At 63.3% G+C, this 23,274-nt stretch carries 20 protein-coding genes; 7 read left to right on the forward strand and 13 right to left on the reverse strand.

Annotated elements, in window-relative coordinates; genetic code table 11:
- Positions 1-110 precede the first annotated feature (110 nt).
- Positions 111-1,286: a multidrug effflux MFS transporter gene (locus F0P97_RS06075; protein ID WP_182286048.1), complete on the reverse strand. Its 1,176-nt coding sequence runs from the start codon at positions 1,284-1,286 to the stop codon at positions 111-113.
- 158 nt (positions 1,287-1,444) lie between these two features.
- Positions 1,445-2,308, reverse strand: a complete 864-nt coding sequence (locus F0P97_RS06080; RefSeq protein ID WP_182286049.1) for an alpha/beta hydrolase — start codon at positions 2,306-2,308, stop codon at positions 1,445-1,447.
- Positions 2,309-2,492: 184 nt separating this feature from the next.
- Between F0P97_RS06080 and F0P97_RS06085 the strand changes: the two genes are divergently transcribed.
- Positions 2,493-3,368 (forward strand): methylglyoxal synthase, encoded by an 876-nt coding sequence (locus tag F0P97_RS06085; protein WP_182286050.1) that lies wholly within the window; start codon positions 2,493-2,495, stop codon positions 3,366-3,368.
- Between the two features lie 16 nt (positions 3,369-3,384).
- On the opposite strand, the gene F0P97_RS06090 is transcribed toward F0P97_RS06085, so the two are convergent.
- The 3 genes from F0P97_RS06090 to F0P97_RS06100 all read right to left on the reverse strand — a co-directional run bounded on the left by F0P97_RS06090 (position 3,385) and on the right by F0P97_RS06100 (position 5,415).
- A complete protein-coding gene (locus F0P97_RS06090) occupies positions 3,385-3,750 on the reverse strand; it encodes a DUF5329 domain-containing protein (protein ID WP_182286051.1) in 366 nt (121 codons plus the stop codon).
- A gap of 94 nt (positions 3,751-3,844) precedes the next feature.
- Complete coding sequence (locus F0P97_RS06095; protein WP_182286052.1) at positions 3,845-4,297, reverse strand: cupin domain-containing protein; 453 nt, start codon at positions 4,295-4,297, stop codon at positions 3,845-3,847.
- 176 nt (positions 4,298-4,473) lie between these two features.
- Complete coding sequence (locus F0P97_RS06100; protein ID WP_182286053.1) at positions 4,474-5,415, reverse strand: Bug family tripartite tricarboxylate transporter substrate binding protein; 942 nt, start codon at positions 5,413-5,415, stop codon at positions 4,474-4,476.
- 443 nt (positions 5,416-5,858) lie between these two features.
- Here F0P97_RS06100 and F0P97_RS06105 point away from each other — a divergent pair, with 443 nt between their 5' ends.
- Positions 5,859-8,564: an HAD-IC family P-type ATPase gene (locus tag F0P97_RS06105; protein WP_182286054.1), complete on the forward strand. Its 2,706-nt coding sequence runs from the start codon at positions 5,859-5,861 to the stop codon at positions 8,562-8,564.
- A 102-nt stretch (positions 8,565-8,666) separates the two neighbouring features.
- Here the strand turns inward: F0P97_RS06105 and gdhA are convergent, their stop codons facing one another.
- Entirely contained in the window at positions 8,667-10,013 is a 1,347-nt protein-coding gene (gene gdhA / locus F0P97_RS06110; RefSeq protein WP_182286055.1) for an NADP-specific glutamate dehydrogenase, read from the reverse strand.
- A 524-nt stretch (positions 10,014-10,537) separates the two neighbouring features.
- Here gdhA and F0P97_RS06115 point away from each other — a divergent pair.
- A complete protein-coding gene (locus F0P97_RS06115; RefSeq protein ID WP_182286056.1) occupies positions 10,538-12,034 on the forward strand; it encodes an MFS transporter in 1,497 nt (498 codons plus the stop codon).
- Complete coding sequence (locus F0P97_RS06120; protein ID WP_182286057.1) at positions 12,031-12,735, forward strand: aspartate/glutamate racemase family protein; 705 nt, start codon at positions 12,031-12,033, stop codon at positions 12,733-12,735. Before F0P97_RS06115 ends, F0P97_RS06120 begins: the two co-directional genes overlap by 4 nt.
- 99 nt (positions 12,736-12,834) lie before the next feature.
- On the opposite strand, the gene F0P97_RS06125 is transcribed toward F0P97_RS06120, so the two are convergent.
- The 3 genes from F0P97_RS06125 to F0P97_RS06135 all read right to left on the reverse strand — a co-directional run bounded on the left by F0P97_RS06125 (position 12,835) and on the right by F0P97_RS06135 (position 16,405).
- Entirely contained in the window at positions 12,835-13,707 is an 873-nt protein-coding gene (locus F0P97_RS06125) for a MurR/RpiR family transcriptional regulator (RefSeq protein ID WP_182286058.1), read from the reverse strand.
- 98 nt (positions 13,708-13,805) lie between these two features.
- A complete protein-coding gene (mutL, locus tag F0P97_RS06130) occupies positions 13,806-16,046 on the reverse strand; it encodes a DNA mismatch repair endonuclease MutL (protein ID WP_182286059.1) in 2,241 nt (746 codons plus the stop codon).
- Between the two features lie 113 nt (positions 16,047-16,159).
- On the reverse strand, positions 16,160-16,405 hold the full coding sequence (locus F0P97_RS06135) for a hypothetical protein (protein ID WP_182286060.1): 246 nt from the start codon (positions 16,403-16,405) through the stop codon (positions 16,160-16,162).
- Between the two features lie 380 nt (positions 16,406-16,785).
- Here F0P97_RS06135 and F0P97_RS06140 point away from each other — a divergent pair, with 380 nt between their 5' ends.
- Positions 16,786-17,439 (forward strand): DedA family protein, encoded by a 654-nt coding sequence (locus F0P97_RS06140; protein ID WP_182286061.1) that lies wholly within the window; start codon positions 16,786-16,788, stop codon positions 17,437-17,439.
- 107 nt (positions 17,440-17,546) lie between these two features.
- On the opposite strand, the gene F0P97_RS06145 is transcribed toward F0P97_RS06140, so the two are convergent.
- The 3 genes from F0P97_RS06145 to tsaE all read right to left on the reverse strand — a co-directional run bounded on the left by F0P97_RS06145 (position 17,547) and on the right by tsaE (position 19,976).
- Positions 17,547-17,762: a glycine zipper 2TM domain-containing protein gene (locus F0P97_RS06145; RefSeq protein ID WP_003064466.1), complete on the reverse strand. Its 216-nt coding sequence runs from the start codon at positions 17,760-17,762 to the stop codon at positions 17,547-17,549.
- Positions 17,763-17,946: 184 nt separating this feature from the next.
- The gene (locus F0P97_RS06150) at positions 17,947-19,458 is read right to left on the reverse strand and encodes an N-acetylmuramoyl-L-alanine amidase (RefSeq protein WP_182286062.1); all 1,512 of its coding nucleotides are present in this window, start codon (positions 19,456-19,458) and stop codon (positions 17,947-17,949) included.
- The gene (tsaE, locus tag F0P97_RS06155) at positions 19,455-19,976 is read right to left on the reverse strand and encodes a tRNA (adenosine(37)-N6)-threonylcarbamoyltransferase complex ATPase subunit type 1 TsaE (RefSeq protein ID WP_087084744.1); all 522 of its coding nucleotides are present in this window, start codon (positions 19,974-19,976) and stop codon (positions 19,455-19,457) included. The genes F0P97_RS06150 and tsaE overlap by 4 nt, the downstream gene beginning before the upstream one ends.
- Before the next feature lie 12 nt (positions 19,977-19,988).
- On the opposite strand from tsaE, the gene queG reads away from it, so the two are divergent.
- Positions 19,989-21,029 carry a tRNA epoxyqueuosine(34) reductase QueG gene (gene queG / locus F0P97_RS06160; protein WP_182286063.1) on the forward strand — a complete coding sequence of 347 codons (1,041 nt, stop codon included), beginning with the start codon at positions 19,989-19,991 and terminating at the stop codon, positions 21,027-21,029.
- A gap of 56 nt (positions 21,030-21,085) precedes the next feature.
- On the opposite strand, the gene F0P97_RS06165 is transcribed toward queG, so the two are convergent.
- Positions 21,086-21,994 carry an AEC family transporter gene (locus tag F0P97_RS06165; RefSeq protein WP_182286064.1) on the reverse strand — a complete coding sequence of 303 codons (909 nt, stop codon included), beginning with the start codon at positions 21,992-21,994 and terminating at the stop codon, positions 21,086-21,088.
- 236 nt (positions 21,995-22,230) lie between these two features.
- On the opposite strand from F0P97_RS06165, the gene F0P97_RS06170 reads away from it, so the two are divergent.
- Positions 22,231-23,211: a tripartite tricarboxylate transporter substrate binding protein BugE gene (locus F0P97_RS06170; RefSeq protein WP_182286065.1), complete on the forward strand. Its 981-nt coding sequence runs from the start codon at positions 22,231-22,233 to the stop codon at positions 23,209-23,211.
- Positions 23,212-23,274: the final 63 nt, after the last annotated feature.

Consider the following 23,274-nt stretch of genomic DNA (forward strand, 5'->3'; position numbering starts at 1 on the left):
GATCACAAAAAGTGCGGCGCGTTGGCCAGTCCAGGCATTCTCAAAAAATCTCTATAAAAAGAAAAATAATAAAAACTGGTTTTTAAATAACCTAATCATCTTATTTCAAATCATGATTTGCTGATGCCAAAACGCTGTACCAGCGTCCATGCCGTGATGGCCGTGCAGGCCGACCAGAACCAGATGCCGAAGGCCAGCGGCATGGTCGAGTCTGCATCCAGATTCAGTCCCAGCCAATGCCCCATGGCAAACGCCATGAGCATCATCACCAGGCCGTTGATGGCCGAGGCCGTACCCGCTGCCTGGGGGAAGGGCGCGATGGCATTGCTTTGTCCGCAGGGCATGTGAATGCCGTGGGCGATCTGGTAGAGACAGAAGGGCAGGGCATAGGCCCAGATGCTGCGCAGATCGACCAGGGCCGCCAGGCCCATGATGGAGCCGGCCGTCAGCGACAACACCCCCGCCACGGCCACGGCGCGCTGCACGCTCATGCTGCGCAGCAGACGGCGGCAGGCAAAGGTGCCGGCGATATAGCACAGCGCGTTGCCGCCCAGCATCAGTCCGTATTGCGTACGGTCCATATGCAGCACGTTGATGTAGGTGAACGAAGAGGCAGCCAGGTTGGTGAACAGGCCTGCATAGCTGAAGCAGGTCAGCAGGTTGTAGGCCTGGAACATGGGGTTGCGCACAATGCGCGACCAGGTGTGCAGCAGATTGCCAAGTTGCAGCGCCTGCGGGTTGCGCTGGGGAATCGACTCCCTGAAGCGCAGCACCACCAGCAGCCAGGCCAGGCAGCCCATGAAGGCCTGGGCCAGCATGGTGGAGCGCCAGCCCAGCCAGCCTACGAGCAAGCTGCCGCTGATGGGGGCCAGAAAGGCCAGCACGCCCAGGCCCGTCAGCGCCTTGGACATGACTTGCGCGCCCATATGCGGGGCATAGAGATCGCGGACCACCGCTCGCGCGCACATCACGCCGGCGCCCAGGGCTGCGCCTTGCAGGCTGCGCCAGGCAATCAAGGCTTCCATGCTCTGTGCGCTGGCGCAGCCCAGAGCGGCGATCACATAGCCGCTGATGCCCAGCAGCAAGACCGGGCGGCGGCCCAGCCGGTCAGACAGCGGGCCCCAGAGAATCTGCGAGCAGCCAAAGGCCAGCAAAAAGCCGGTCAGCGTCAGCTGGGCCTGCGAGACATGGGCGCCAAAGCCTTGCTGCAGCTGAGGCAGGGCGGGCAGATAGAGGTCGGTTGCCAGCGGCTGAAGACCGAGCAGCAGCCCCAGAGTGAGAATCACGAAGACTGCAGATTCAGGAGCGCTCTGCGCTTGCTCACCAAGGGCTTGAGCGGGATTTTGCTTTGAATTCAGGGCAGGCGGCGCAGACATATCCAGACAGACTATCAGAACCTGTCCATTGATCCGTATGCTGACGAGACAGTATGTGGCGATGCCGCTCAGCGCGGATTCAGGCCGAACAGCTCACGCAGTGCCTGACGGTATTGCGCCAGCGCTCTGGACTGGGTGTTGTGGTGGCTGGCACCCTCGACCAGGATCAGGCGCTTGGGCTCGCGCGCCGCATCGAACAGCTGCTGGCCCAGCCGGGCCGGAATCAGCGGATCGGCCGTGCCGTGCACGACCAGCAGCGGCGAGCCGATGTCCGCCACTCTGCCGACCGAGTTGAAACGCTGCGTGATCAACCAGTTCACGGGCAACCAGCCCCAGCGCATGGAGTCGAACACATCGGGAATGCTGGTGAAGGTGGACTCGACCAGCACCCCGCTTTCGTCCTTGACGGAGCTGGCCAGGTCGATGGCGACGGCGCCGCCCAGCGAGTGGCCGAAGATATAGCGCGGCCTGCCTGCGGCCTGTCGGCCCAGCCAGTCCCAGGCGGCGCGCGCATCCTCGGCGGCCGAGGCCTGCGAGGGCAGGGCCGGGCTGCTCTTGCCAAAGCCGCGGTAGTCCACGGCCAGCACCGAAAAGCCCATGGCCTGCAGGCGCCGTATGCGTGGCGAGGAGCCCGTCACATTCCAGCGCGCTCCATGCAGAAACAGCAGCAGCGGGGCTCGTGCATCGCTGGATGGCATCCAGAGGGCGTGCAGCCTGGCGGCGCTGCCATCGCGGCTGCGAAACGCTATCCATTGTTCCTGCATGCCGGCAGTGTTGGCTCCAGGCCAGCTGCGGTCGCTGGGCTGAAAAATCCAGACCCGCTGCCTGGCATCGAGCTCGCGCATGCCCCAGATCGCAAGCGCCAGCAGCAAGGCCAGGCCGAGTGCTGCCGCGATGCGGCGGGGGCTCCAGAAGCGTGAGGTCTTGGGCATGAGAAGAAGAGCGTCGGAAGAGAGCGGCTGTCAAGTGCTGTGCAAGTATGGCTGTCTGACCTGGCCCCAGTCATCTGGAGTGCATGAATTGGCGATATTCTTGCGGGTGTTTCAAGCCGCAAATGCATAGCTGGTTGCGCAGAGTTTGCGAGCGTTTGAAGCCTGTTTGAAGGATTAGTTCACTATGTCGATCTGCCTGGGTCTTGCCGCCAACAAACTCCACCACCAAACCGAGGACGCTGCGCTGTTTGCCCTGCTGCGCGCTTGCGAGGCCGGAATTCGCGAACTCAAGCTGGGCTTTCATACCGTGGGCCGCACCTATGACGCCATCACGGCGGCCAGCATGCTCCAGGGCTACAAAGGCCTGGTGCGCTACCCCTATGGCCGCGAGGGCGGGCTCATGAGGCTGGTGGCCGAGGTAGTGGGCATGGAGGGTGACGAGCGCACTCTCGATGGCGCCATCTACCTGATGGACCCGGTGGACCCGTCGTCCATCTTCCCCGAAGCCCTGGCCTTGAAGCGCCAGTGCGTGATTCACGGCAAGCCTTTTCTTTCCACGGTCGCCTCCACGCGTGACTGGATAGAGATGGAGCGCATTCACGCCGGCCTGACGCGCGACCGCAATGCCGACCGCTATCACGACTACGAAAACCAGACGCTGGCGCTGATTGCCCACGATGCCATGAAGCCCACCATGCTGGACTTTGCAGCACACAACTTCGAGTTGCTCAGCCGCTACCGCCGCCGCGTGGGTACCGGCACAACGGGGCAGAAACTCAACGAAATGGCCTGGAGCAAGGGCTGGCCTGCCGACAAGCCCTGGGTGGACCGCTACAACAGCGGTCCACTGGGCGGCGATGCGCAGATTGCCGATCTGGTACTGGAAAAGCGCTGCCACCGCGCCATCTTCTTCGAAGACCCGCATGTGGCACGCCAGCACGAAGCCGATATCCAGCTGCTGGAGCGTGCCGTGACCACGGTCACGCATGATGCGGTCTGCAGTACCTCGCCCCAGGTGGCGCAGCGCTGGTGTGATGCGGCCGTCAAGCGCGCAGGTTGAGGCGGGGTGCTGAGCGCTACTGGCGGTTGCGGTAGCGCCTGAGTTCGGCCTGCAGCCAGCTGGCGCTGGCTTCGGCCTCCTTGCCGCTGCAGCGCACCTGGTAGGGCTTGTGGCTGATGCTGCTCTCCGTGCCTGCGCGGGCAATGAAGTCCTCGGCCGTGGCCACCCAGCCCTTTTTGAGCAGATAGTCGTATTTGCCGCGCAGATGCTCGGCTGCCTTGGCACTGTCATGCCAGCTGCCATTGCGCTGGAACTCGCAGCCCGAGGCTTTGAGGTGGCCGATCAGGTACTCGATCTCCTGAGTCGCGGCGGGTGTGGGCGATGCGGCAAGGCTCAAGCTGCAGGCTGCACCCAGCAGCAAGGCGGTAACGGTGTGCTTCATGTGGGTTGATCCTACAGAAGAAGAGCCGAGCAAGGAACAAAGGCCGCAGCAATGGACTGCGGCCTTGTTTTGGACGGTCGAAGCCGTGCGCTGCTCAGGGGGCCGGTGTGGCCAGAGGCTTGCCCTTTTCCACGACATACACGCCAATCAGCTTGACCGTGCCATTGCTGGCGTTGTGTGCATCATGAATCACACCAGCGGGCACGACAAAGGTCTCGCCGGCCTTGAGCGTGCGCGGCGGCTGGCCGTCGATCAGCAGATCGACCTCACCCTCGCTGATATAGCTGATCTCGTCGCCGGGGTGGGTGTGGCGACCCGCGCGCGAGCCTGGGGCGACCTCCACCTTGGCTACCACGGCTTCGCGACCAGGCACCGAAACATCGGCCTTGCCGACCATGGTCCGGGACAGGCCTCCGGTTTGGGCCGCACCCGGCTGGGCCGCACCCGGCTGGGCCGCTGCAGCCTGGGCCAGGGCATTCTGGCTGAACAGCATGAAGGCGCTGCTGCAAAGCAGCGTCGAAAAGCTGGCGCGGCGAATCAAGGACATGAAATTACCCTCCAAAGTTCTGACAGAGACTCGTTGTGAAATCTGTCACTTGTACCGGGAAGGAGCGCGGGCACGCCATGGGGGCAGCCCTAGTCGCAGGGGCGTCGAAAACAACCCGGGCGCGCTGATGCAAGGCCTTGCGGGCAGGAGAGCATATGGCGCTGCAGGTCGCCGCTTTAGTTGTCGCCCGTGATCCTGGCGAACTTCACCAGCTCGGCGTATTTGTCCATGTCTGTGCGCATCACCTGGGCAAGGCTTTCATTGCCCTTGGCTGGCGGGGTCCCTGCTGCTTCCAGCTTCTGGCGGATGGCCGGGTCGGCAAGACCTGTCTGTACCGCTTTTTGCAGCTTGGCCAGCACTTCCGGGGGCAGGCCCTTGGGTGCCGCGAGGGCAAACCAGCCGCTCAGGGCATAGCCCTTGAGCGCGGGATGTTCCGCCAGCGCCGGAACCTCCTTGAGCGTGGCAATGCGGGTGGCCGTGGTGGCGCCCAGAATCCTGATCTTTCCGGACTGCGCCAGCGGCGCTGCGGCCATGGGCGAGAGGATGGCGAAGTCCAGGTTGCCGCCGCCCAGATCGCTGGTCATGGCCGGAGAGCCCTTGTAGGGTATGTGCACGAGGTAGACACCCGCAGTCTTCTTGATCAGCTCTCCCGAAAAATGCGGCGTCGAGCCGATGCCGGGGCTGCCGTAGCTGTATTTGCCTGGGTTGGCCTTGGCCAGTTTGACGAAGTCATCCACGGTTTTGACAGGAACATGCGCACCGGCTACCCACAGATTGGGGGCCAGGGCGGTCAGGCTCACCGGGGTCAGGTCCACCGCCGGGTCGTACTTCTGCGCGGCATTCACAAACTTGGTGCCCGCCATTTCGTTGCTGGAGCCGGCCAGCAAGGTGTAGCCGTCGGGCTTGGCCGATACCACGCGCTGCGCTCCCACCACGCCTGCGGCGCCCGGCACGTTCTCGACCACGACAGTGGCGTTCAACTGCCTGGCCAGCATGTCCCCGACCACGCGGCCGACCATGTCGACGGAGCCACCCGGGGCATAGCCAATCACGATGCGGATGGGCTTGCTGGGATAGACATCCTGTGCCTGCGCCGCCCCTGCGAACAGGCTGGTCATGGCACAGGCGATGCAAAGTCGGCGGGAAAGAGTGGCGCGTTCTGGATTCATAAGTCCCACAACTATTTGTGGTGAAGGTTGATTCAGTGATTGACGTTGAATTGCTCAACAAAACTTAATTAATTGTCATAAAGTTTCATATGAGTAGGAATACATGAAAACCATCGGTTCATATGAACTTCAGCTGGTGCCTGGCGCCGGTAGAGCTGGCTGAACCAGCTTCAGGGCGCACCGCCGAGACTGAAAGTCAGATTTCGCGGCAGTGTGGGCCGGCGCAGGCAATCAGCCCGTTGCAGTCAATCAATGATCGATATTCCTGCTCATAGTCAGTGGCAAGGCGCTGTCGAGCGCATACCATGCAAGGGCGCGTTCTCCGCGGTAGCCGCCAACCGGGCACAGATCCGGCTCACAAGCGTTTCAGTTGAATCGTCAGGGAGTCTCAGATGCAGGAACAGAACCGCGTTGCCGCCTGGCACGCGTTGGCTACCGATGCCGTACTCACTCAATTGCAATCGACTGCCGCCGGACTGAGCTCCGACGAGGCCTGGGAGCGCCTGCAGCAGCAGGGCCCGAATGCCCTGCCTGCCGCCGCTTCGCGCAGCATGCTGGCCCGCTTTCTGTCGCAGTTCAACAATCTGCTGATCTATGTGCTGCTGGGATCGGCCGTCGTTACCGCACTGCTGCAGCATTGGGTCGATACGGGGGTGATCCTCGCGGTGGTGCTGATCAATGCGGTCTTCGGATTCGTGCAGGAAGGCCGTGCCGAGAGGGCGCTGGACGCCGTGAAGGCCATGGTTTCCAGCCGGGCCAATGTGCTGCGCGACGGCTTGCGCATGGCGGTGCCTGCGGAAGAACTTGTCGCCGGCGACTGCGTGCTGCTCGAGGCTGGCGATCGCGTCCCGGCCGATCTGCGCCTGCTGCGCGCCAGCAGCCTGAAGCTGGACGAGGCCATGCTGACCGGGGAATCGGTGGCCGTCGACAAGTCGGCCGATCCGGTGGCTGTCGATGCCGCTCTCGGCGACCGCTTTTCCATGGCCTATTCCGGCACCCTGGTGGCTGCCGGGCAAGGACTGGGCGTGGTGGTGGCCACAGGCCCGCGTACCGAGCTGGGTCTGATCAGCACCATGCTGGGCTCGGTGCAGACACTGGCCACCCCGCTGACGCGGCTCATGGACCGCTTCGCGCGTCAGCTCACCATCACCATACTGAGCCTGTCCGCGCTGATGTTCTGCTTCGCACTATGGGTGCGTGACTTCGACACGGCCGACGCCTTCATCGCCGTGGTGGGGATTGCCGTATCGGCCATCCCCGAAGGCCTGCCCGTGGTCATGACGATTGCGCTGGCCATTGGGGTGCAGCGCATGGCCGCACGCTACGCCATCGTGCGCAACCTGCCGGCGGTGGAGACACTGGGCGCCGTCTCCGTCATCTGCTCCGACAAGACCGGCACTTTGACGCGCAATGAAATGAGCGTGCGTGCCGTGGTGCTGCCCGGGGCCAGCTTTGGCATAGAAGGCGAGGGCTATGCGCCCCAGGGGCGTTTCACCCTGGCGGGCGAGGAGATCGAGCCTGCGCAGCATCCGCAGCTGCTGCACTTTGCCGCAGGCGCGGCGCTTTGCAACGACGCCCATGTAAGACATGCCGAAGGCAAGGTCTGGGCAGTCGAAGGCGACCCCATGGAGGGGGCTCTGGTGGTGCTGGCGGCACGTGCCGGCCTGGATGTGGATCGGCTGCGTCAGGACTGGCTCCGGCTCGACGAAGTTCCCTTTGATGCCGTCCACCGCTACATGGCCACTCTGCACCGCCCAGTTGATGCTCCAGCCGCGGTTTTCGTCAAAGGGGCTCCGGAGCAGGTGCTTGCCATGTGCCGCGACCAGCAGGGAGCAGAAGGCGTGCAGGCGCTGGACGCAGCCTATTGGCTGGAGCAGGTCGATGTCTTGGCCGCCAAAGGCTATCGCGTGCTGGCTCTGGCCAGCCGTGTCCCGGCAGATGGAAAGGACTGCGTGGACATGGCCGACGTCAAGGACCTCACTCTTCTTGGCGTGCTGGGCATGATAGATCCGCCGCGAGAATCGGCAAAGGAGGCCGTGCGTGAATGCCGCAGCGCTGGAATTGCCGTGAAGATGATCACCGGCGATCATGCAGCCACCGCTGCCGCCATTGCCAGGGAGCTGGCGCTGGCCGACACCATCCGCGTCACCTCGGGCCATGAGCTGGACGGACTGAACGATGCCCAGCTGATCGATGTGGCCAGAGCCTCCACGGTATTCGCCCGCACCAGCCCGGAACACAAGCTGCGCCTGGTGCAGGCCCTGCAGGCAGATCGCAGCGTCATCGCCATGACCGGTGACGGCGTCAACGACGCGCCGGCGCTCAAGCGGGCCGACATCGGCGTGGCCATGGGCATTACCGGCACGGCCGCGGCCAAGGAGGCAGCGGGCATGGTGCTGGCCGACGACAACTTTGCCACCATCGTCGCTGCCGTCAAGGAAGGACGCACCGTCTACGAAAACCTGCGCAAGGTCATTGCCTGGACCCTGCCGACCAACGGCGGCCAGGCCATTGTCATCATCGTCGCCATCCTGCTGGGCTTGTCGCTGCCGGTCACTCCAGTGCAGATTCTCTGGGTCAATCTGGTCACTGCCGTGGCCCTGGGCTTGACGCTGGCCTTCGAGCCGCCCGAAGCCACGCTGATGCGGCGCAAGCCGCGCTCGCCTGACGAGCAACTGCTGCTGCCCTATCTGCTGTGGCGCGTCGCCCTGGTCTCGGTGCTGTTTGCCTTGGGCTGCTTCGGCATGTTCGAGTGGTCGCTGCGCCGTGGTGACTCGGTCGAATTGGCCCGCACCATCGTGGTCAATGCGCTGGTGATCATGGAGATCTTCTATCTGTTCAGCGTGCGCTACACGCAGGGAACATCGCTCAGCCTGCGCGGCGTCCTGGGCACCCCGGCAGTGCTGCTGGGCGTGGCCGGCGTCACTCTGGTGCAACTGCTGTTCACCTACACCCCGCCCATGCAGACGCTGTTCGACAGCCGTCCTGTAGACCTGGAGGCCGGACTGCTGGCCATGGGGCTGGGTGTGGTCCTGCTGCTGTTGCTGGAAGTCGAGAAGCTCCTGATACGCTGGATGAGACTGGGCGTGCGGGCCTAGGGGGCAGGGCCTGCGGCGCTCTGGCGGCCGCTTCACCGCCTGGCTGCGGGCATGAAAAAAGGCCCCGAAGGGCCTTTCTTGCGAGTGACGAGCGCCTGACGCTCAGATCACGCCTTGTGCCAGCATGGCGTCGGCCACCTTCACAAAGCCGGCGATATTGGCGCCGTCGATGTAGCTGATGGTGCCGTCTTCGCGCTTGCCGTGCTTCACGCAGGCAGCGTGGATGCTTTGCATGATTTGCAGCAGACGTGCATCCACTTCTTCGGCAGGCCAGGACAGGCGGGCCGAGTTTTGCGACATTTCCAGGCCGGAAGTGGCAACGCCGCCGGCGTTGGATGCCTTGCCGGGTGCGTACAGCACGCCGGCAGTTTCGAAAGCGCGTGCGGCTTCGTTGGTGGAGGGCATGTTCGCGCCTTCAGCCACGCACAGCACGCCGTTGGCGATCAGGGTCTTGGCATCGGCTTCGTTCAGTTCGTTCTGGGTGGCGCAAGGCAGGGCCACGTCCACCTTGATGGACCAGGGGCTCTTGCCGGCCAGGAATTCCACGCCGGAAACCAGCTTGGCGTAGTCGCTGACGCGGCCGTACTTGTGGTTCTTCACATCCATCAGGATGGCCAGCTTTTCGGTGGTGAAACCGGCGGCGTCATACACGGTGCCCGAGGAGTCGGACACGGTCACGACCTTGGCGCCCAGTTCCATGGCCTTTTCCACGGCGTACTGAGCCACATTGCCCGAACCGGACACGGACACGGTCTTGCCTTCAAAGGACTGGCCGCGAGTGGCCAGCATTTCACGGGCGAAATACACGGTGCCGTAGCCAGTGGCTTCGGGACGGATCAGCGAGCCGCCGAAGGACAGACCCTTGCCTGTGAACACGGAAGCCGCAGTGTTCGACAGCTTCTTGTACATGCCGGCCATATAGCCCACTTCACGGCCGCCCACGCCGATGTCGCCTGCCGGCACATCGGTGTCGGGGCCCACGTGGCGGAACAGCTCGGACACGAAAGCCTGGCAGAAGCGCATGACTTCGGCAGGGCTCTTGCCCTTGGGGTCGAAATCGGAGCCGCCCTTGCCGCCGCCCATGGGCAGAGTGGTCAGTGCGTTCTTGAAGGTCTGCTCGAAAGCCAGGAACTTCAGCACGGACTGGTTGACCGAGGGGTGGAAGCGCAGACCGCCCTTGAAGGGGCCGATTGCCATGCTGTGCTGGATGCGGAAGCCGCGGTTCACCTGCACCTGGCCCTTGTCGTCGGTCCAGCTCACGCGGAACTGGATGATGCGCTCGGGCTCGACCAGGCGCTCCAGCAGGGCGTGCTCGGCGTATTTGGGGTTCTTCTCGATGAAGGGCCACAGGCTTTCCATCACTTCGGTGACGGCTTGCAGGAATTCGGGCTGACCGGGGTTGCGTTGTGCCACTTCTTCCAGGAATTGGCCTACGGACTCGTACTTCATAGAGAACTTTCTGACAGGGACAGAGGAATGCGCTGAAACTCGCGAAAACAAAATTATGCCAAAAAGTTATGCACTCATGCATGGATTCGGTGCATGAGGGCGCAATTCTGGTGCGTGCATGCCCAAACTTGGAACATTGAATTCGCATTTATTCTTAGTTTTCAGGCACTTGGATGGTGCATTTGAAGTAAAGGATTTTTCATCGTCCTGTCGCAAAAATGGTCTGCTAGCCGCTTGGCACAGCGTTGTCCGGCAGAAAAACTGGCGCCATGCGTGCGCCGGCATCGTTCTGTGATAGCACCGAAGTGGTGCGTGTGAATTCAGGCACGCAATCTGCAGTTGTGAAATTGTTTTTTCATCAAGGCCGTCACATGAGCCTGGGGCTGGCCTCTTTCACCAATCATCGGGGCTGGGTAAACGTGGATTTGAAAAAATATTTTCATAATTTCAAATATGAAAAATATATTTCTAGTTCGACTTGCCGGCCCAGTGCCTGGGCGGTCATCAGCACACAGGAGGTGGATATGGCAGGTGAAATCCCCGTGACGTCCTCGGCGTCAGGCAAGGCCAGTGCGGCGCAGATGCAGCAGCTGGAAAACGCGCTCAACCAGATCGGTGTGACGCGCTCGCACAAAAGCATCATCTTTCTGGTGGTCTGCGGCGTGCTCTTCGATGTGTTTGAACAGAACGCGGTCGGCCTGGTCGGCCCCCTGCTGCGGCAGCAATGGGGGCTGGACGCGACGGACATTGCCTTTCTCAACACCATCACTTTCTTTGCCGCCGCCATGGGGCGCTTGCTGTCGGGCTACCTGGCCGATCGCATGGGGCGGCGCTTCATGCTCAATGTGAATCTGGCGCTGTTCACGCTGGGGGCCGTCGGCTGCGCACTGGCACCCGATTACGCTTTCCTCGCCGTGGCGCGTGCCATCGTGGGCTTTGGTCTGGGCGGCGAAATCACCACGGCCGTGACCATGCTGGCCGAGTTCTGTTCGGCCCGCTTTCGCGGCACGGCAGTCGGTCTCATCAATGTGGGCGGCGGCGGTCTGGGCAATATGCTGGCGCCGGCATTTGCGCTGGGCGTGTTCACGCTGTTCCCGGGCGATGATTCCTGGCGCTGGCTGTTCGGCTGTCTGGTCATGCCGGCCATCTTCATCGTGTTCTACCGCCGCTTTGTGCCGGAGACGCCGCGCTTTCTGCTCTCCAAGGGGCGGGTCGAGGAAGCCAACCAGGTGCTGAGCATGCTGGCGGCCGGCAAGCTGGCCAATGCGCAGTATGAGTTGCGCGAGTTCATCAGCCCAGGCAGCGCTCAGGCGCAGACGGCTGCCGCGCAGACCGTGCAGCGCAGCTCTTTCACCGACATCTTCAGGGGCGGCTATGCGCGGCGCACTATTGCCGTGGGCGTGGCTTCGTGGATGACGTTTGGCGCGCAGCTCTCGGTGCTCACGCTGATGCCGACGATTCTGGTCGCCCAGGGCTACTCCATCACCAAGAGCTTCAGCTTCACCATCGTCATGCAGATGGGCAGCCTGGCCGGCGCTATCGCGGCATCGACCATGGGTTATTACTTTCCGCGCAAGCGGGTGCTGACGGTAGGGGCGATTGCAGCCTGTCTCGCGGGCCTGGCGTTCGGCAACTTCACCGATAGCGTGGCCATGATCCTGGTCTGCGGTGCACTGTTCCAATTCTGCGTGCTGACGCTCAATACCTCCATCTGGATCTTTGCGCCCGAGCTGTACCCCACGCGCATTCGTGCACTGGGCACTTCCTTCCTGCTGGCGCTGGGCACGATTGGCGGAGCCATGTCCCAGGTGCTAGCGGGCAAAATGTTCGACCTGCATGGCGTCTCCGGAATGTTCGGCATGATCGCGGCCATGTATTTCATCTTTGCGATTGCCGTGCAGTTTGCCCCCGAGACCTTCGGCCGCTCCATCGAGGAAGGCGCGGGCGGCGAATCCCATGCGCAGGAGGCGTCTGCCGCCGCTGCAGGCGTGCATGCCGGCAGTCAGGAGCGCACGGCATGAAAGCTGGCATGCATATTTTGCTGATCAACCCCAACACTTCGCAGCAGACCACGGCGCTGATGCTCAGACAGGCGCGGGTCTGCCTGCCGCCCGGCGTGCTGCTGCACGGCGCGACGGCCGAGCGTGGAGCGGCCATGATTACCGACGAGGCGGGGCTGCAGCTTGCCGAGCAGGAGGTGCTGCGCCTGGGTCTGGCCTTTGCCCGGGAAGATGAGAGTCAGGCTGGCCGGGCCATCATCGTGGCCGCGTTCGGCAATCCGGGGCTGGAATTGTTGAGAGCGGCCCTGCCGGCGGGGGTTGCCGCCTTTGGCATCGGCGAAGCCGCCATGTGGCAGGCCGCACGGGACGAGCAGGGCGGCCCGCGCCGCTTTGGCATTGCGACGACCACGCCGGGGCTGGAGGCTTCGATTGCCGCCTCGGTCGCGGCGCTGGGCCTGACGCCCTGGTTCTGCGGCACGCGCATTGCGTTGGGCGAGCCGCTGGCGCTGGCTGCAGATCCGGCCTTGCAATGTGAGCGCCTGGGCGATGCCGTGGCCCTATGCGTGCAGCGCGATGGCGCACAGGCCGTGGTGATCGGCGGCGGTCCGCTGTCCGAAGCCGCGCTGTGGCTGGCGCCGCGCTTTCAGGTGCCGGTGCTGTCGCCGGTTGTGGCCGCAGTGCAGGCAGCGCTTGCGAGCCTGGCGCTTGTCGCTACAAGCTGATTGCTATTGATTAAAGAGCTGTTTGCGCTCGTCATTTATTGATTTCATATTGAAAACCATATGAAATCTATGAATAACAAGCGCAACAAGCTTTTGATTTCATAGCATCTCGTCCAGCGCATCATGGCTGGTCTCGATGGCCGCCATATGTCTGCGACCCGGCTGTCCGCTTTGCTGCAAGGTGGAGGTGGCAATCAGGTGGCAGAGCATGAAAAGCGCCGTGTGATTGTCCAGCGGTCCCGGCGCCGAGGTCTGCACGCGCAGCAGCCAGTCCGCCTCGGGGGCCGGGCTGGCATGGTCGGTGATGCAGATCAGGCGTGCGCCCAGCAGTCTGGCCTGGCGCGCGAACTCGCTGACCACGCGCACGCTGCGGCGCAGGGCAAAGATCACCACCACATCGTTTTCGCCGATCTGGGCCGCATATTCACCCAAGGTTTCGCCGGCGCCGGGAACGACCTGGCTGGGCATCTCGAGTGCCTGCAGCAGCTGCCAGCGCAGATAGGCGGCAAAGTTGCGGTTCTGGCGATAGCCCACGAAGAACAGCTGCCGGGCGCCGATCAGGGCCGTGGCGATGGCATCGAGCTGATCTGCAGAGATCTGTCCGATGGTGACGGCCAGATTCTCCGAGGCCTGGCGCAGATGCGTGGCGATCACGTCCGCCGTGGGCCTGCCCTGGGCCGATGCGGCAGCCAGAAACAGTGGCGAGCCGTTGTCGCCCTGAGCGCGGGCATGGCGGCGTGCGTCCTCGTAGCCCTCATAGCCCAGCCGCTGTATGAAGCGCGTGACCGTGGCATTCGACACCCCCGTGAGCTTGGCCATCTCGGCAGCCGTGTAGCTCGACAGATTGCCGGGAAAGTCCAGCAGGAATTCAGCCAGCCGCCGCTCCGACGGCGGCAGCTGCGGAAGGGCCGCACGCACGCGAGCAATGAAGGAATGGGCTTCGGCAGGTTCCGGGGTGGAGCTGGAGTTCATGGCGGGGAATGGCAGGCGGGCCCGCTGATCTCCCGGCCCGCTGTTTTGAACGATAACGGCAATGTAGCGGCTATTTAGCGGCTATTGCAGCCCTGTCATCAGCGCCCGCGCAGAAACAGTGCATCCAGCTCCTTCATGCTCAGCTGGCGCCAGGTGGGACGGCCGTGATTGCACTGGTCGGAGCGCTCGGTCACCTCCATCTGGCGCAGCAGCGCATTCATCTCGTCCAGCGTGAGCTTGCGGTTGGCGCGCACCGCGCCGTGGCAGGCCATGGTGGCCAGAATCTCGTTGCGCGCGCGCTGCACCACGGTGCTTGCGTCATGCTGGGCCAGTTCGGCCAGCACGCTGCGCGCCAGTTCCACGGCATCGCCCTGGGCCAGCGTGGCCGGCACGGCGCGCACGGCCAGGGTCTTGGGCGAGAAGGGTGAGACCTCCATGCCCAGGGTCAGCAAGGTCTCGACATGGGCTTCGGCCGTGGCGACTTCCTCGGGCGTTGCGGCAAAGGTGGCGGGAATCAGCAGTGGCTGGCTGGGAATCTGTTCGTCGCCATTGACCGCATTCTTGAGCTGCTCATAGACGATGCGCTCGTGGGCGGCATGCATGTCCACGATGACCATGCCCTGGCTGTTTTCGGCCAGGATATAGACGCCGTGCAACTGGGCCACGGCCCGGCCCAGCGGCCAGACCGGGGCCGAGTCAGCCGTAGCCGTTACGGGTGGTCGTGTTGCCGGCGCTGCGGCATGTTCAGCAGTTTTCATGGCCGCAGCCGGCTCGACCGGGGCTGCAGCGTTGGCAACGATCTGCGTAGCGGCTGGCGCCTCCTGCATCTGGGGGGCTGGCGCTTTTCGCTGAAAGTAGCTGGACTGGCCCGAAGGGCGCAGCCTGATGCCTTCGTCCTCGGGCTGAGGCACGGGGCTTGGCATGGCCGTGGTGTTGGTGATCGTGGTCGCGCCGCTGGCAGATTCAGGTGTGGCGAGCGTCGCAGGCGTGGCAGCTGTGGCACTCGCGGGGGCTGGTGCCGCAGTCGCCATCTGCGGCACGGGCGCGGCCTGCGCAGTGGCTTCGCGCATGGGCTCCCAGAGCTTGGCCAGGTCGCGCACGGGGTTGCCGACGGCGGGTTCGCCAAAGCTCATGCGGGTTTGCGGCCAGGCCGGAGCTGCGGCGGGCTTGTTCGCCGATTTGGCGGGGATAGGCGTGGCAGCGCCGTCGTCGATCAGGCCGGGCTGGCGGGCGGCTTCCTGTGCCGCCGCCTCGACCACGGCTGCGGCGCGCGGCGTGGCCAGCGCGTTCTCGATCGCGTGGCGCACTGCCTGGTGGACTTCGCGGCTATCGCGAAAGCGCACCTCGATCTTGGTGGGGTGCACGTTCACATCTACGCGCGCGGGGTCGATCTCGATGTAGAGCGCGTAGACCGGCTGCTTGTTGCCATGCAGCACGTCTTCGTAAGCAGAGCGGGCCGCATGCGTCAATACCTTGTCGCGCACAAAGCGGCCGTTGACATAGCAGAACTGCTGGTCGGGACGCGAGCGCGCCGCGTCCGGGATGCCGGCGCGGCCCGTGACGTGGACGGGGCCGGCCCAGTGATCGACGGCCACCGAGTTGTCGACGAACTTGTCATTCAGCACATCGGCCAGGCGGCGCGACAAGGCTTCGTCGGGCGTGCTGCCGGCAGCGCGCCATTGCTCGACGAGCTTGCCTTCATGCCAGATGGCAAAGCCCACATCGGGGCGTGCCAGCGCATGGCGACGCACCGACTCTATGCAATGCGCGAGTTCGGTGGCATCGGTCTTGAGGAATTTGCGGCGCGCGGGCGTGGAGAAGAACAGCTCCTTGACCTCCACGGTCGTGCCCTGGTTGCGTGCGGCGGGACGCAGCTCGCCGCTGCGGGCGTCCAGCAGATAGGCCGAGTCCTGACCTGCTGGGCGCGAGAAGATGGAGGTTTCCGATACCGAGGCAATGGCGGCCAGTGCCTCGCCGCGAAAGCCCATGGTGGCCACGGTTTCCAGATCGTGCAGATCGCTGATCTTGCTGGTGGCATGGCGGCGCAGGGCCACGGGCAGCTCGTCTCGCGGGATGCCGCAGCCGTCGTCTTCCACCGAGATCAGGCGCACGCCGCCGGCCAGCAGGCGCACGGTGATCTGGCCGGCGCCCGAGTCCAGAGCGTTGTCCACCAGTTCACGCACCACGGAGGCGGGGCGCTCGACCACCTCGCCGGCAGCGATCTGGCTGATCAGCTCGTCGGGCAGGTCGCGAATCGGCCGGCGCACGGGGGCAGCCTGGTCGGCGGTTTCGGTAGGGGAGGGGGGGAGTTCGGGGCTGGTTGCGTTCACGGCAACCATTCTAGGCGGCTGTACAAACCGGCCGGCAAGTGAGTTTTTTGGAGGGCGAAAACACAAAGAGCTGCCGGAATACTTCTGGCAGCTCTTTGTTCAGCCCGCGGCGATTGCAGGGCTTAGCGGTGGCGGTAGCCGCCCTTGGTCAGTTCGTTACCGATCAGCGCACCGGCGGCCGCACCGCCGATGGTGCCCACGGGGCCGCCAAACAGCACGTTGCCCACGGCACCGCCGGCCACGGCACCTGCGCCGATACCGACTTGCTGACGGCTGGGGCCATGGGCGCAGCCGCCCAGAGCCAGGGCGCCGGTCAGTGCGGCTGCCAGAGTCAGGGCCTTGCCATAGCGCATTGTGAATGTCTTCATGTTCGTATTCCTCTCGTCGTGCTAGTTATGGAAAGCGGTCTGGTCTCTGTGCCCACTCCTGCACATGCGGGAGGCTGGAGATGCCGGACTTTGTTGGCCAGGGGCCGATGTCGTGATTTGCAATGCACGGCTTGCGGCGACACATCTCTACTGTGCCAGCAGAAATGGCAAGCTGACGTATTGTTGACGTTTAGTTTTATCAAAACTTGTAACAAACCAGCATTAAAAGGCCGGCCTTGTTGCAGTCTGCAAGCAGCTGTGAGTTTGCTCTCAAAAACATGGCACTCCAGCAAGGGGCGGAGCGTCTGCGGGCTTTGGGAGCGCAGTACATTACTGGCCGGCATACGCCGGTATGCCAATCCATTTTTGAGGACCGTGTTTTGGAAATCATTCAGTTTCTGATCGACTTCATCCTGCATATCGACAAGCATCTGGAAGCCTTTGTCGTGGCCTATGGGCCCTGGGTGTATGCCCTGCTGTTCATCATCGTGTTTGTCGAAACCGGTGTGGTGGTCATGCCTTTCCTGCCCGGCGACTCGCTGATGTTCATCGTCGGCGCGCTGTGCGGTGCCGGCTACATGAGCTATCCGGTGGCGGTGGTGGTGCTGCTGGCAGCAGCCATCCTGGGCGACCAGAGCAATTACACGATAGGACGCTACCTGGGCCCCAAGGTGTTTCAGTGGGAGGACTCGCGCTGGTTCAACCGCAAGGCTTTTGACCAGGCCCACAACTTCTATGAGCGCTATGGCGGCGTGACCATCATTCTTGCGCGCTTCATGCCTTTCATCCGCACCTTTGCCCCCTTTGTGGCCGGTGTGGCCCATATGAGCCGCGCCAAGTTCAGCCTGTTCAATGTCGTGGGTGCCGTGCTCTGGGTGGTGGGCATCAGCGCCGCAGGCTACTTCTTCGGCAATATGGAATGGGTGAAGAACAATCTTGAAAAAATCATCTGGGGTCTGATCCTGGTGCCAGGCCTGATCGCCATCTTCGGTGCCTGGCGCGCCGGCAAGGCCGAAAAGGCCAGGACCGCCTGATCCGCGCTCTTGCCAGCGCTTTGCCCCGACCAGAAAAGCACTGACCCATGAAAAAGCCCCGGCATGCCGGGGCTTCTTTGTTGGGCATTCAGATCGGATCGCGGCGCTTATTTGCGCTTGCCTACCTCGTTGCCGATCAGCGCGCCTGCAGCGGCGCCGCCTACGGTGCCCAAAGTGGAACCAAACAGTGCATCACCGACCACGCCGCCGGCGACGGCGCCGACACCGGTGCCGATCTGGGCATTGGTGGGCGAGGTGGAGCAGCCTGCCATGGCAAGCGTGAAGGCTGCAGACACGGTGATGGCAAGAGTTCGCAGTTTCATGAGGTCTCTCCTGTACAGCTGCCCTAGAGGCCAGCTTTCATAAGAACATGTCCTGATCTTGAACCTTTTGCCCTGGCTTTCAGGTAGGAGAGAGGGCCAAGCCTGTGTCATTCAGGCTTGGCGACTGTCATCAAGCCGGCTTGCCGGCTGACAGCGAATGCGGTGGTTTTGTGTAAGCACGCACTTAAACCGATCGGCTGCGCGCCAGGGGCGGGTTGTGGGCGAAGTACTTGCGTATGCCCGACATCAGCGCATCGGCCAGTTGCTCGCGGTAGGCGGCAGAGGCCAGCTTGGCTTCCTCCTCGGGGTTGCTGATGAAGGCCGTTTCCACCAGCACGCTGGGAATGTCGGGCGCCTTCAGCACGGCAAAGCCGGCCTGCTCCACGCGGGCCTTGTGCAGCTTGGCCATGCTGCCGATCTCGCCCAGCAGCGAAGTGCCCAGCTTGAGGCTGTCCTTGATCTGGGCGGTGGTGCTCATGTCCAGCAGCATGCGCTGTACATGCTGGTCCTGCAGTCCACCCACGTTCAGGCCGCCCACCAGGTCGGCCTGATTTTCCTTGTTGGCCAGCCAGCGTGCAGCCGTGCTCGATGCCCCGCGCTCGCTGAGCGCAAACACGCTGGCACCACGCGCTGCCGGGGTGGTGAAGGCATCGGCATGGATGCTGATGAACAGGTCGGCCTGGACGCGGCGGGCTTTTTCCACGCGTGTGGCCAGGGGCACGAAAAAGTCGGCATCGCGCGTCATGAAGGCGCGCATGGGGCTGCCGCCGATACGCGAATTGTTGATGCGCTCGCGCAGCAGATGGGCGACCTTGAGCACCACGTCTTTTTCACGCAGGCCGCTGGGACCGGTGGCACCGGGGTCTTCGCCGCCATGGCCGGGGTCCAGTGCCACGATGATGATGCGGTCCGTGCTTTGCGAGGTGGCAATATTGGGCGCAGGCCTGGGCGCCGGAGCCGGGCGTGGCGCGGGAGCCGGTGGCGGCGGTACAGGAACAGGTGCTGGTGCCTGTGCAATCACCGCGGGAGCCGGTGCTGGCGCGCTGGGGCGCTGGTTGCGCTGGGCAATGAGGTCACCCAGAGGGTCGGCCTGGGGCGCTGTCGCAATCGCCGCAGGGGGCGGTGTCGTGATGGCGGGATTGTGCGGTGCCGGGGCGGCGGCCGTGCTGCCGGTATCGCGCAGGCGTTCGCTGATCAGGGCTTCCAGCGGATCAACGGCCTTGGCGGGGTAGAGGTCCAGCACCAGCCGGTGCTTGTAGGGGGCAATCGGGGCCAGCGTAAAGACCTGGGGCCTGGCTTCCTGCTTGAGGTCGATCACCAGGCGCACCACGCCTGGCGCAAACTGGCCGACGCGGATGCTGGCGATATTGGGATCGTCAGCTCTGACCTTGGCCACCAGCTCCTTGAGCGCCGGGTTCAGATCCAGTCCCTCGACATCGACGGCCAGCCGCGGCGGGCTGGGCACGAAGACCGGCTTGGCCGTCAGCGGAATATCGGATTCCAGCGTGACACGCGAGTAGTCGGGTGCGGGCCAGACGCGCACTGCCACGATGCTCGCGCCTTGCGCAATATGCTGGCGCCCCAGCAGCAGAACCACGCCGCCTGCCTGCAGCAGATTGCGACGGGAAAGACCCGGTCGGGAAAGACCCGGTCGGGGCAGATCCGGAAAAGCCGTGGAGGAAGTTGTTTTGCTCATGCCGTCAATGCTTCAAGCACGGTGCAGCCTGCGGGGGTGCCAGCCTTGAGCGTCACCTGTCGCTGCACATCGTCAATTGCTTCGATATGGATAGCTATATCCGCAACAGGTGTAACCGCTGCAGCCTTTTCGGGCCATTCTGCCAGCTTGAGCCCGGCGCTGGCAAAAATGTCACGAAAACCTGCATCTTCCCATTCGCGAGGATCGTCGAAGCGGTAGAAGTCAAAGTGCCAGATCGAGAGATCGCCGGCCTCGTGCGGCTCCACCACCGCATAGGTCGGACTCTTGATGCGGCCCTGCACGCCCAGGGCGCGCAACCAGTGGCGCACCAGCGTGGTCTTGCCCGCACCCAGGTCGCCATGCAGGGTCACATAGGCGTTGCGCAGCTCGGGCAGGGCGGCCAGTTGCCGGGCAAAGCGCTCGGTATCCTGTTCGCTCTGCCAGAGTATCTGGCGCTGCGCCAGCGCCGGTGTGGGCTCGCTTCCTACAATTCGGGGTGTATGTTGAGCAGCAGTCAATTGGTTCCTTTGATGCAAGCCTGGGCTCGCGAGCTGGGATTTTCCCAAATCGGCGTGGCGGGCGTGGATTTGTCCTCGGCAGAACCCGGTTTGCTGCAATGGTTGGCACAAGGGTTTCATGGCGAGATGCATTACATGCAGGCCCATGGTTTGAAACGAGCCCGACCAGCGGAATTAGTTCCCGGCACGGTGAGCGTGATCACGGCGCGCATGGATTATCTGCCGCGCGTGACCGGGGACGGCTGGCAGGCCGTGGAATGGGACCGGCTCAAGCGTCCCGAAGAAGGCATCGTCTCCATCTACGCCAGAGGCCGTGACTATCACAAGGTGCTGCGCAACCGCCTGCAGAAGCTGGCCGAGCGCATTGCACAGGAAATAGGCCCGTTCGGCCACCGTGCCTTTACCGATTCCGCCCCGGTGCTGGAGGCCGAGCTGGCCAGCCGCAGCGGCCAGGGCTGGCGCGGCAAGCACACCCTGGTGCTGAGCCGGGAGGCCGGATCGATGTTCTTTCTGGGTGAAATCTATGTGGACTTTGCACTCGAGCCCACCGCAGCAGTCACGGCGCACTGCGGCAACTGCTCGTCCTGCATCGACGCCTGCCCCACTGGCGCCATCATCGCGCCGCACAAGGTCGATGCGCGGCGCTGCATCTCCTACCTGACCATCGAACATGCGGGCAGCATTCCCGAGGAATTGCGGCCCTTGATGGCCAACCGCATCTATGGCTGCGATGACTGCCAGCTGGCCTGCCCCTGGAACAAGTTTGCCCAGCCCAGCGTCTTGCCGGACTTCGACGCCCGCGCCGCACTGGCGGGCACTCAGCTGGTGCATTTCCTGGCCTGGGATGAGGCCACTTTCTTGCGCGTGACCGAGGGCAGCCCCATCCGCCGTATCGGGCATGCGCGCTGGCTGCGCAATGTGGCCGTGGCCCTGGGCAATGCCTGGCGCGAAACCGGCAGGCCCGAAATCAGGGCCGCGCTGCAGAGCCGGGCGGATCATCCCGACCCTGTGGTGGCCGAGCATGTGGCCTGGGCGCTGGCGCAGCGCGCCTGATTTTTAGTGAAACTGGCCTCTATCACTTATCCAGTAAGCACAAGAAGCCATCAAATTCAAATACCGATCAGCCAGAGCCCGAAGGGCAGGCTGAGCAAGCCAAGCATGGTGGACAGCGACACCAGACTGGCCACAAACGAGCCTTCATAGCCCATGCGCACAGCCAGCACATAGCAGGACGAGGCAGTAGGCAGGCTGGAGAACGCCATCAGCGCAATCGCCTGCGGCTGGTTGAGGTGGAACAGCTGGACCATGGCAAAGGCGATCAGCGGCTGTATGGCATGGCGTATCAGCAGCAACTCGCTGGCCAGCAGCTTGTTGCTGGCCAGTGCACTGAGCTTGAGGCCGGCGCCGGCGGCCATCAGGCCCAGTGCAATCGAGGCCGCACCGATGCGTGCCACGGGGGCTTCCAGCAAGGCCGGAATCCTCAGTCCGGCGGCATTGAACAGCAGGGCGCTGACGGTGGCGATGATCAGCGGATTGCGCAGCAGATGGCCGACAAAATGCTGGTCGCTGCCGCGCGTCATGGGCCAGACGGCGGCCACATTGAACAGCGGCACGGATACGCCGATCAGCACCGAGACATAGAGCAGTCCGTCCGGCCCTGCCAGGCGCGAAACCAGTGCCAGCGCGATAAAGGAGTTGAAGCGAAACGCCACTTGCGCTGCTCCCGCATAGCCGCGTGCATCGATGCGCCGGCCCAGAAGAGGCAGGTGCGGAAGGCTGTAGGTCAGAGCAATGCCCAGCAGGCCTCCCAGTACACCGGCGGCCAGCAACTGGCTGGCGTCGCCCCACTGGATCGGGTTGCGCGTGATGGAGTGGAACAGCAGCACCGGAAACAGCAGGTAGTAGACGAGCTGCTCCACGGCTTGCCAGACGCTGCGGTTGATGGGCGTGAAACGGCACAGCACATAGCCCAGCACGATGAGCGCGAAATCGGGAAAAAGCAGTTCTAGATAGTTCACGGCCTGTAAGCATAGGGCCGGTCATAGGTTTGCTGAGAGAAAGCTGTCGCCAAGTTTCTATGTAGTAGTACTTACTGTTGTCGCTCGGTTCATGCGTGTTGAACTTTGATGCGCTTCAAGGAAATGGTGTGAATCTAGGGTAATTACTGAGAAATCAGGGCCAACAAGAATGTGTCGGGTTTTTTGCGGCACGTACCATCAGCCGTTCATTTCAGAACTCATAAGGAGACCCCTTCATGAATCGTCGTATGTGCGTGGGCCTGACAATGGCTCTGGCAACTGTAGGTTTCTCGACTGGTGTGCTGGCAGAGGCCAACTACCCCACCAAGCCCATCAAGCTGCTGGTGCCCTTTGCCGCAGGCGGCACGACCGACATCATTGCGCGTGTGATCGCCGAGCCATTGAGCCGAGAGCTGGGCCAGTCCGTGGTGGTGGACAACAAGGGCGGTGGCGGCGGCGTCATCGGTGCGCAGGAAACCGCGCGCCAGAAGCCCGATGGCTACAACCTGGGTATTTCCACCCTGTCGACCATGGCCACCAACCCGGCCATCAACCCCAAGACTCCCTACAACCCGCTGACGGACTTCACGCCCATCATCAATATTGCGGCCACGCCCAATGTGATCGCCGTGAACCCCAAGTTCCCCGGTGCGGCCAGCTACAAGGCTTTCGAGGCCGAACTCAAGGCCAATCCCGGCAAGTACTCCTATGGCTCGTCCGGTACGGGCGGCATCCAGCACATGCTGATGGAGCTGTACAAGTCGCTGACCGGCATCCAGATGACCCATGTGCCCTACCGCGGTGCGGGCCCGGCCCTGAACGACGCGGTTGCCGGCCAGATCCCCATGATTCTGGACAACCTGCCTTCGGCACTGCCTTTCATCAAGGACAACCGCCTCAAGGCCATCGCCGTGGCAGCTCCCCAGCGTCTGGCTGTGCTGCCTGACGTACCCACCTTCAAGGAAGTGGGTCTGCCCCAGGTCAATCGCATGGCTTCCTACGGCATTCTGGGCCCCAAGGGCATGGACAAGGCCATGGTCGACAAGATCAATGCCGCCGTGAAGAAGGTGCTGCAGGACCCCGCAGTCAAGAAGCGCATCGAAGACACCGGCTCGCTGGTGGTGGGCAACTCTCCTCAGGAATTCGCCAAGGAACTGAAGGAAGAGTTCGAAACCTACAAGCAGGTCGTGGCCAAGCAGAAGCTGACACTGGATTAAGCCTCTGACTCCTTGCCTGCTTTGCTATTGAAGTCAAAGCAGGCAGCGCAGACGCAGCAAGCC

It is taken from the genome of Comamonas testosteroni (assembly GCF_014076415.1).
GTDB lineage: Bacteria > Pseudomonadota > Gammaproteobacteria > Burkholderiales > Burkholderiaceae_C > Comamonas > Comamonas testosteroni_F.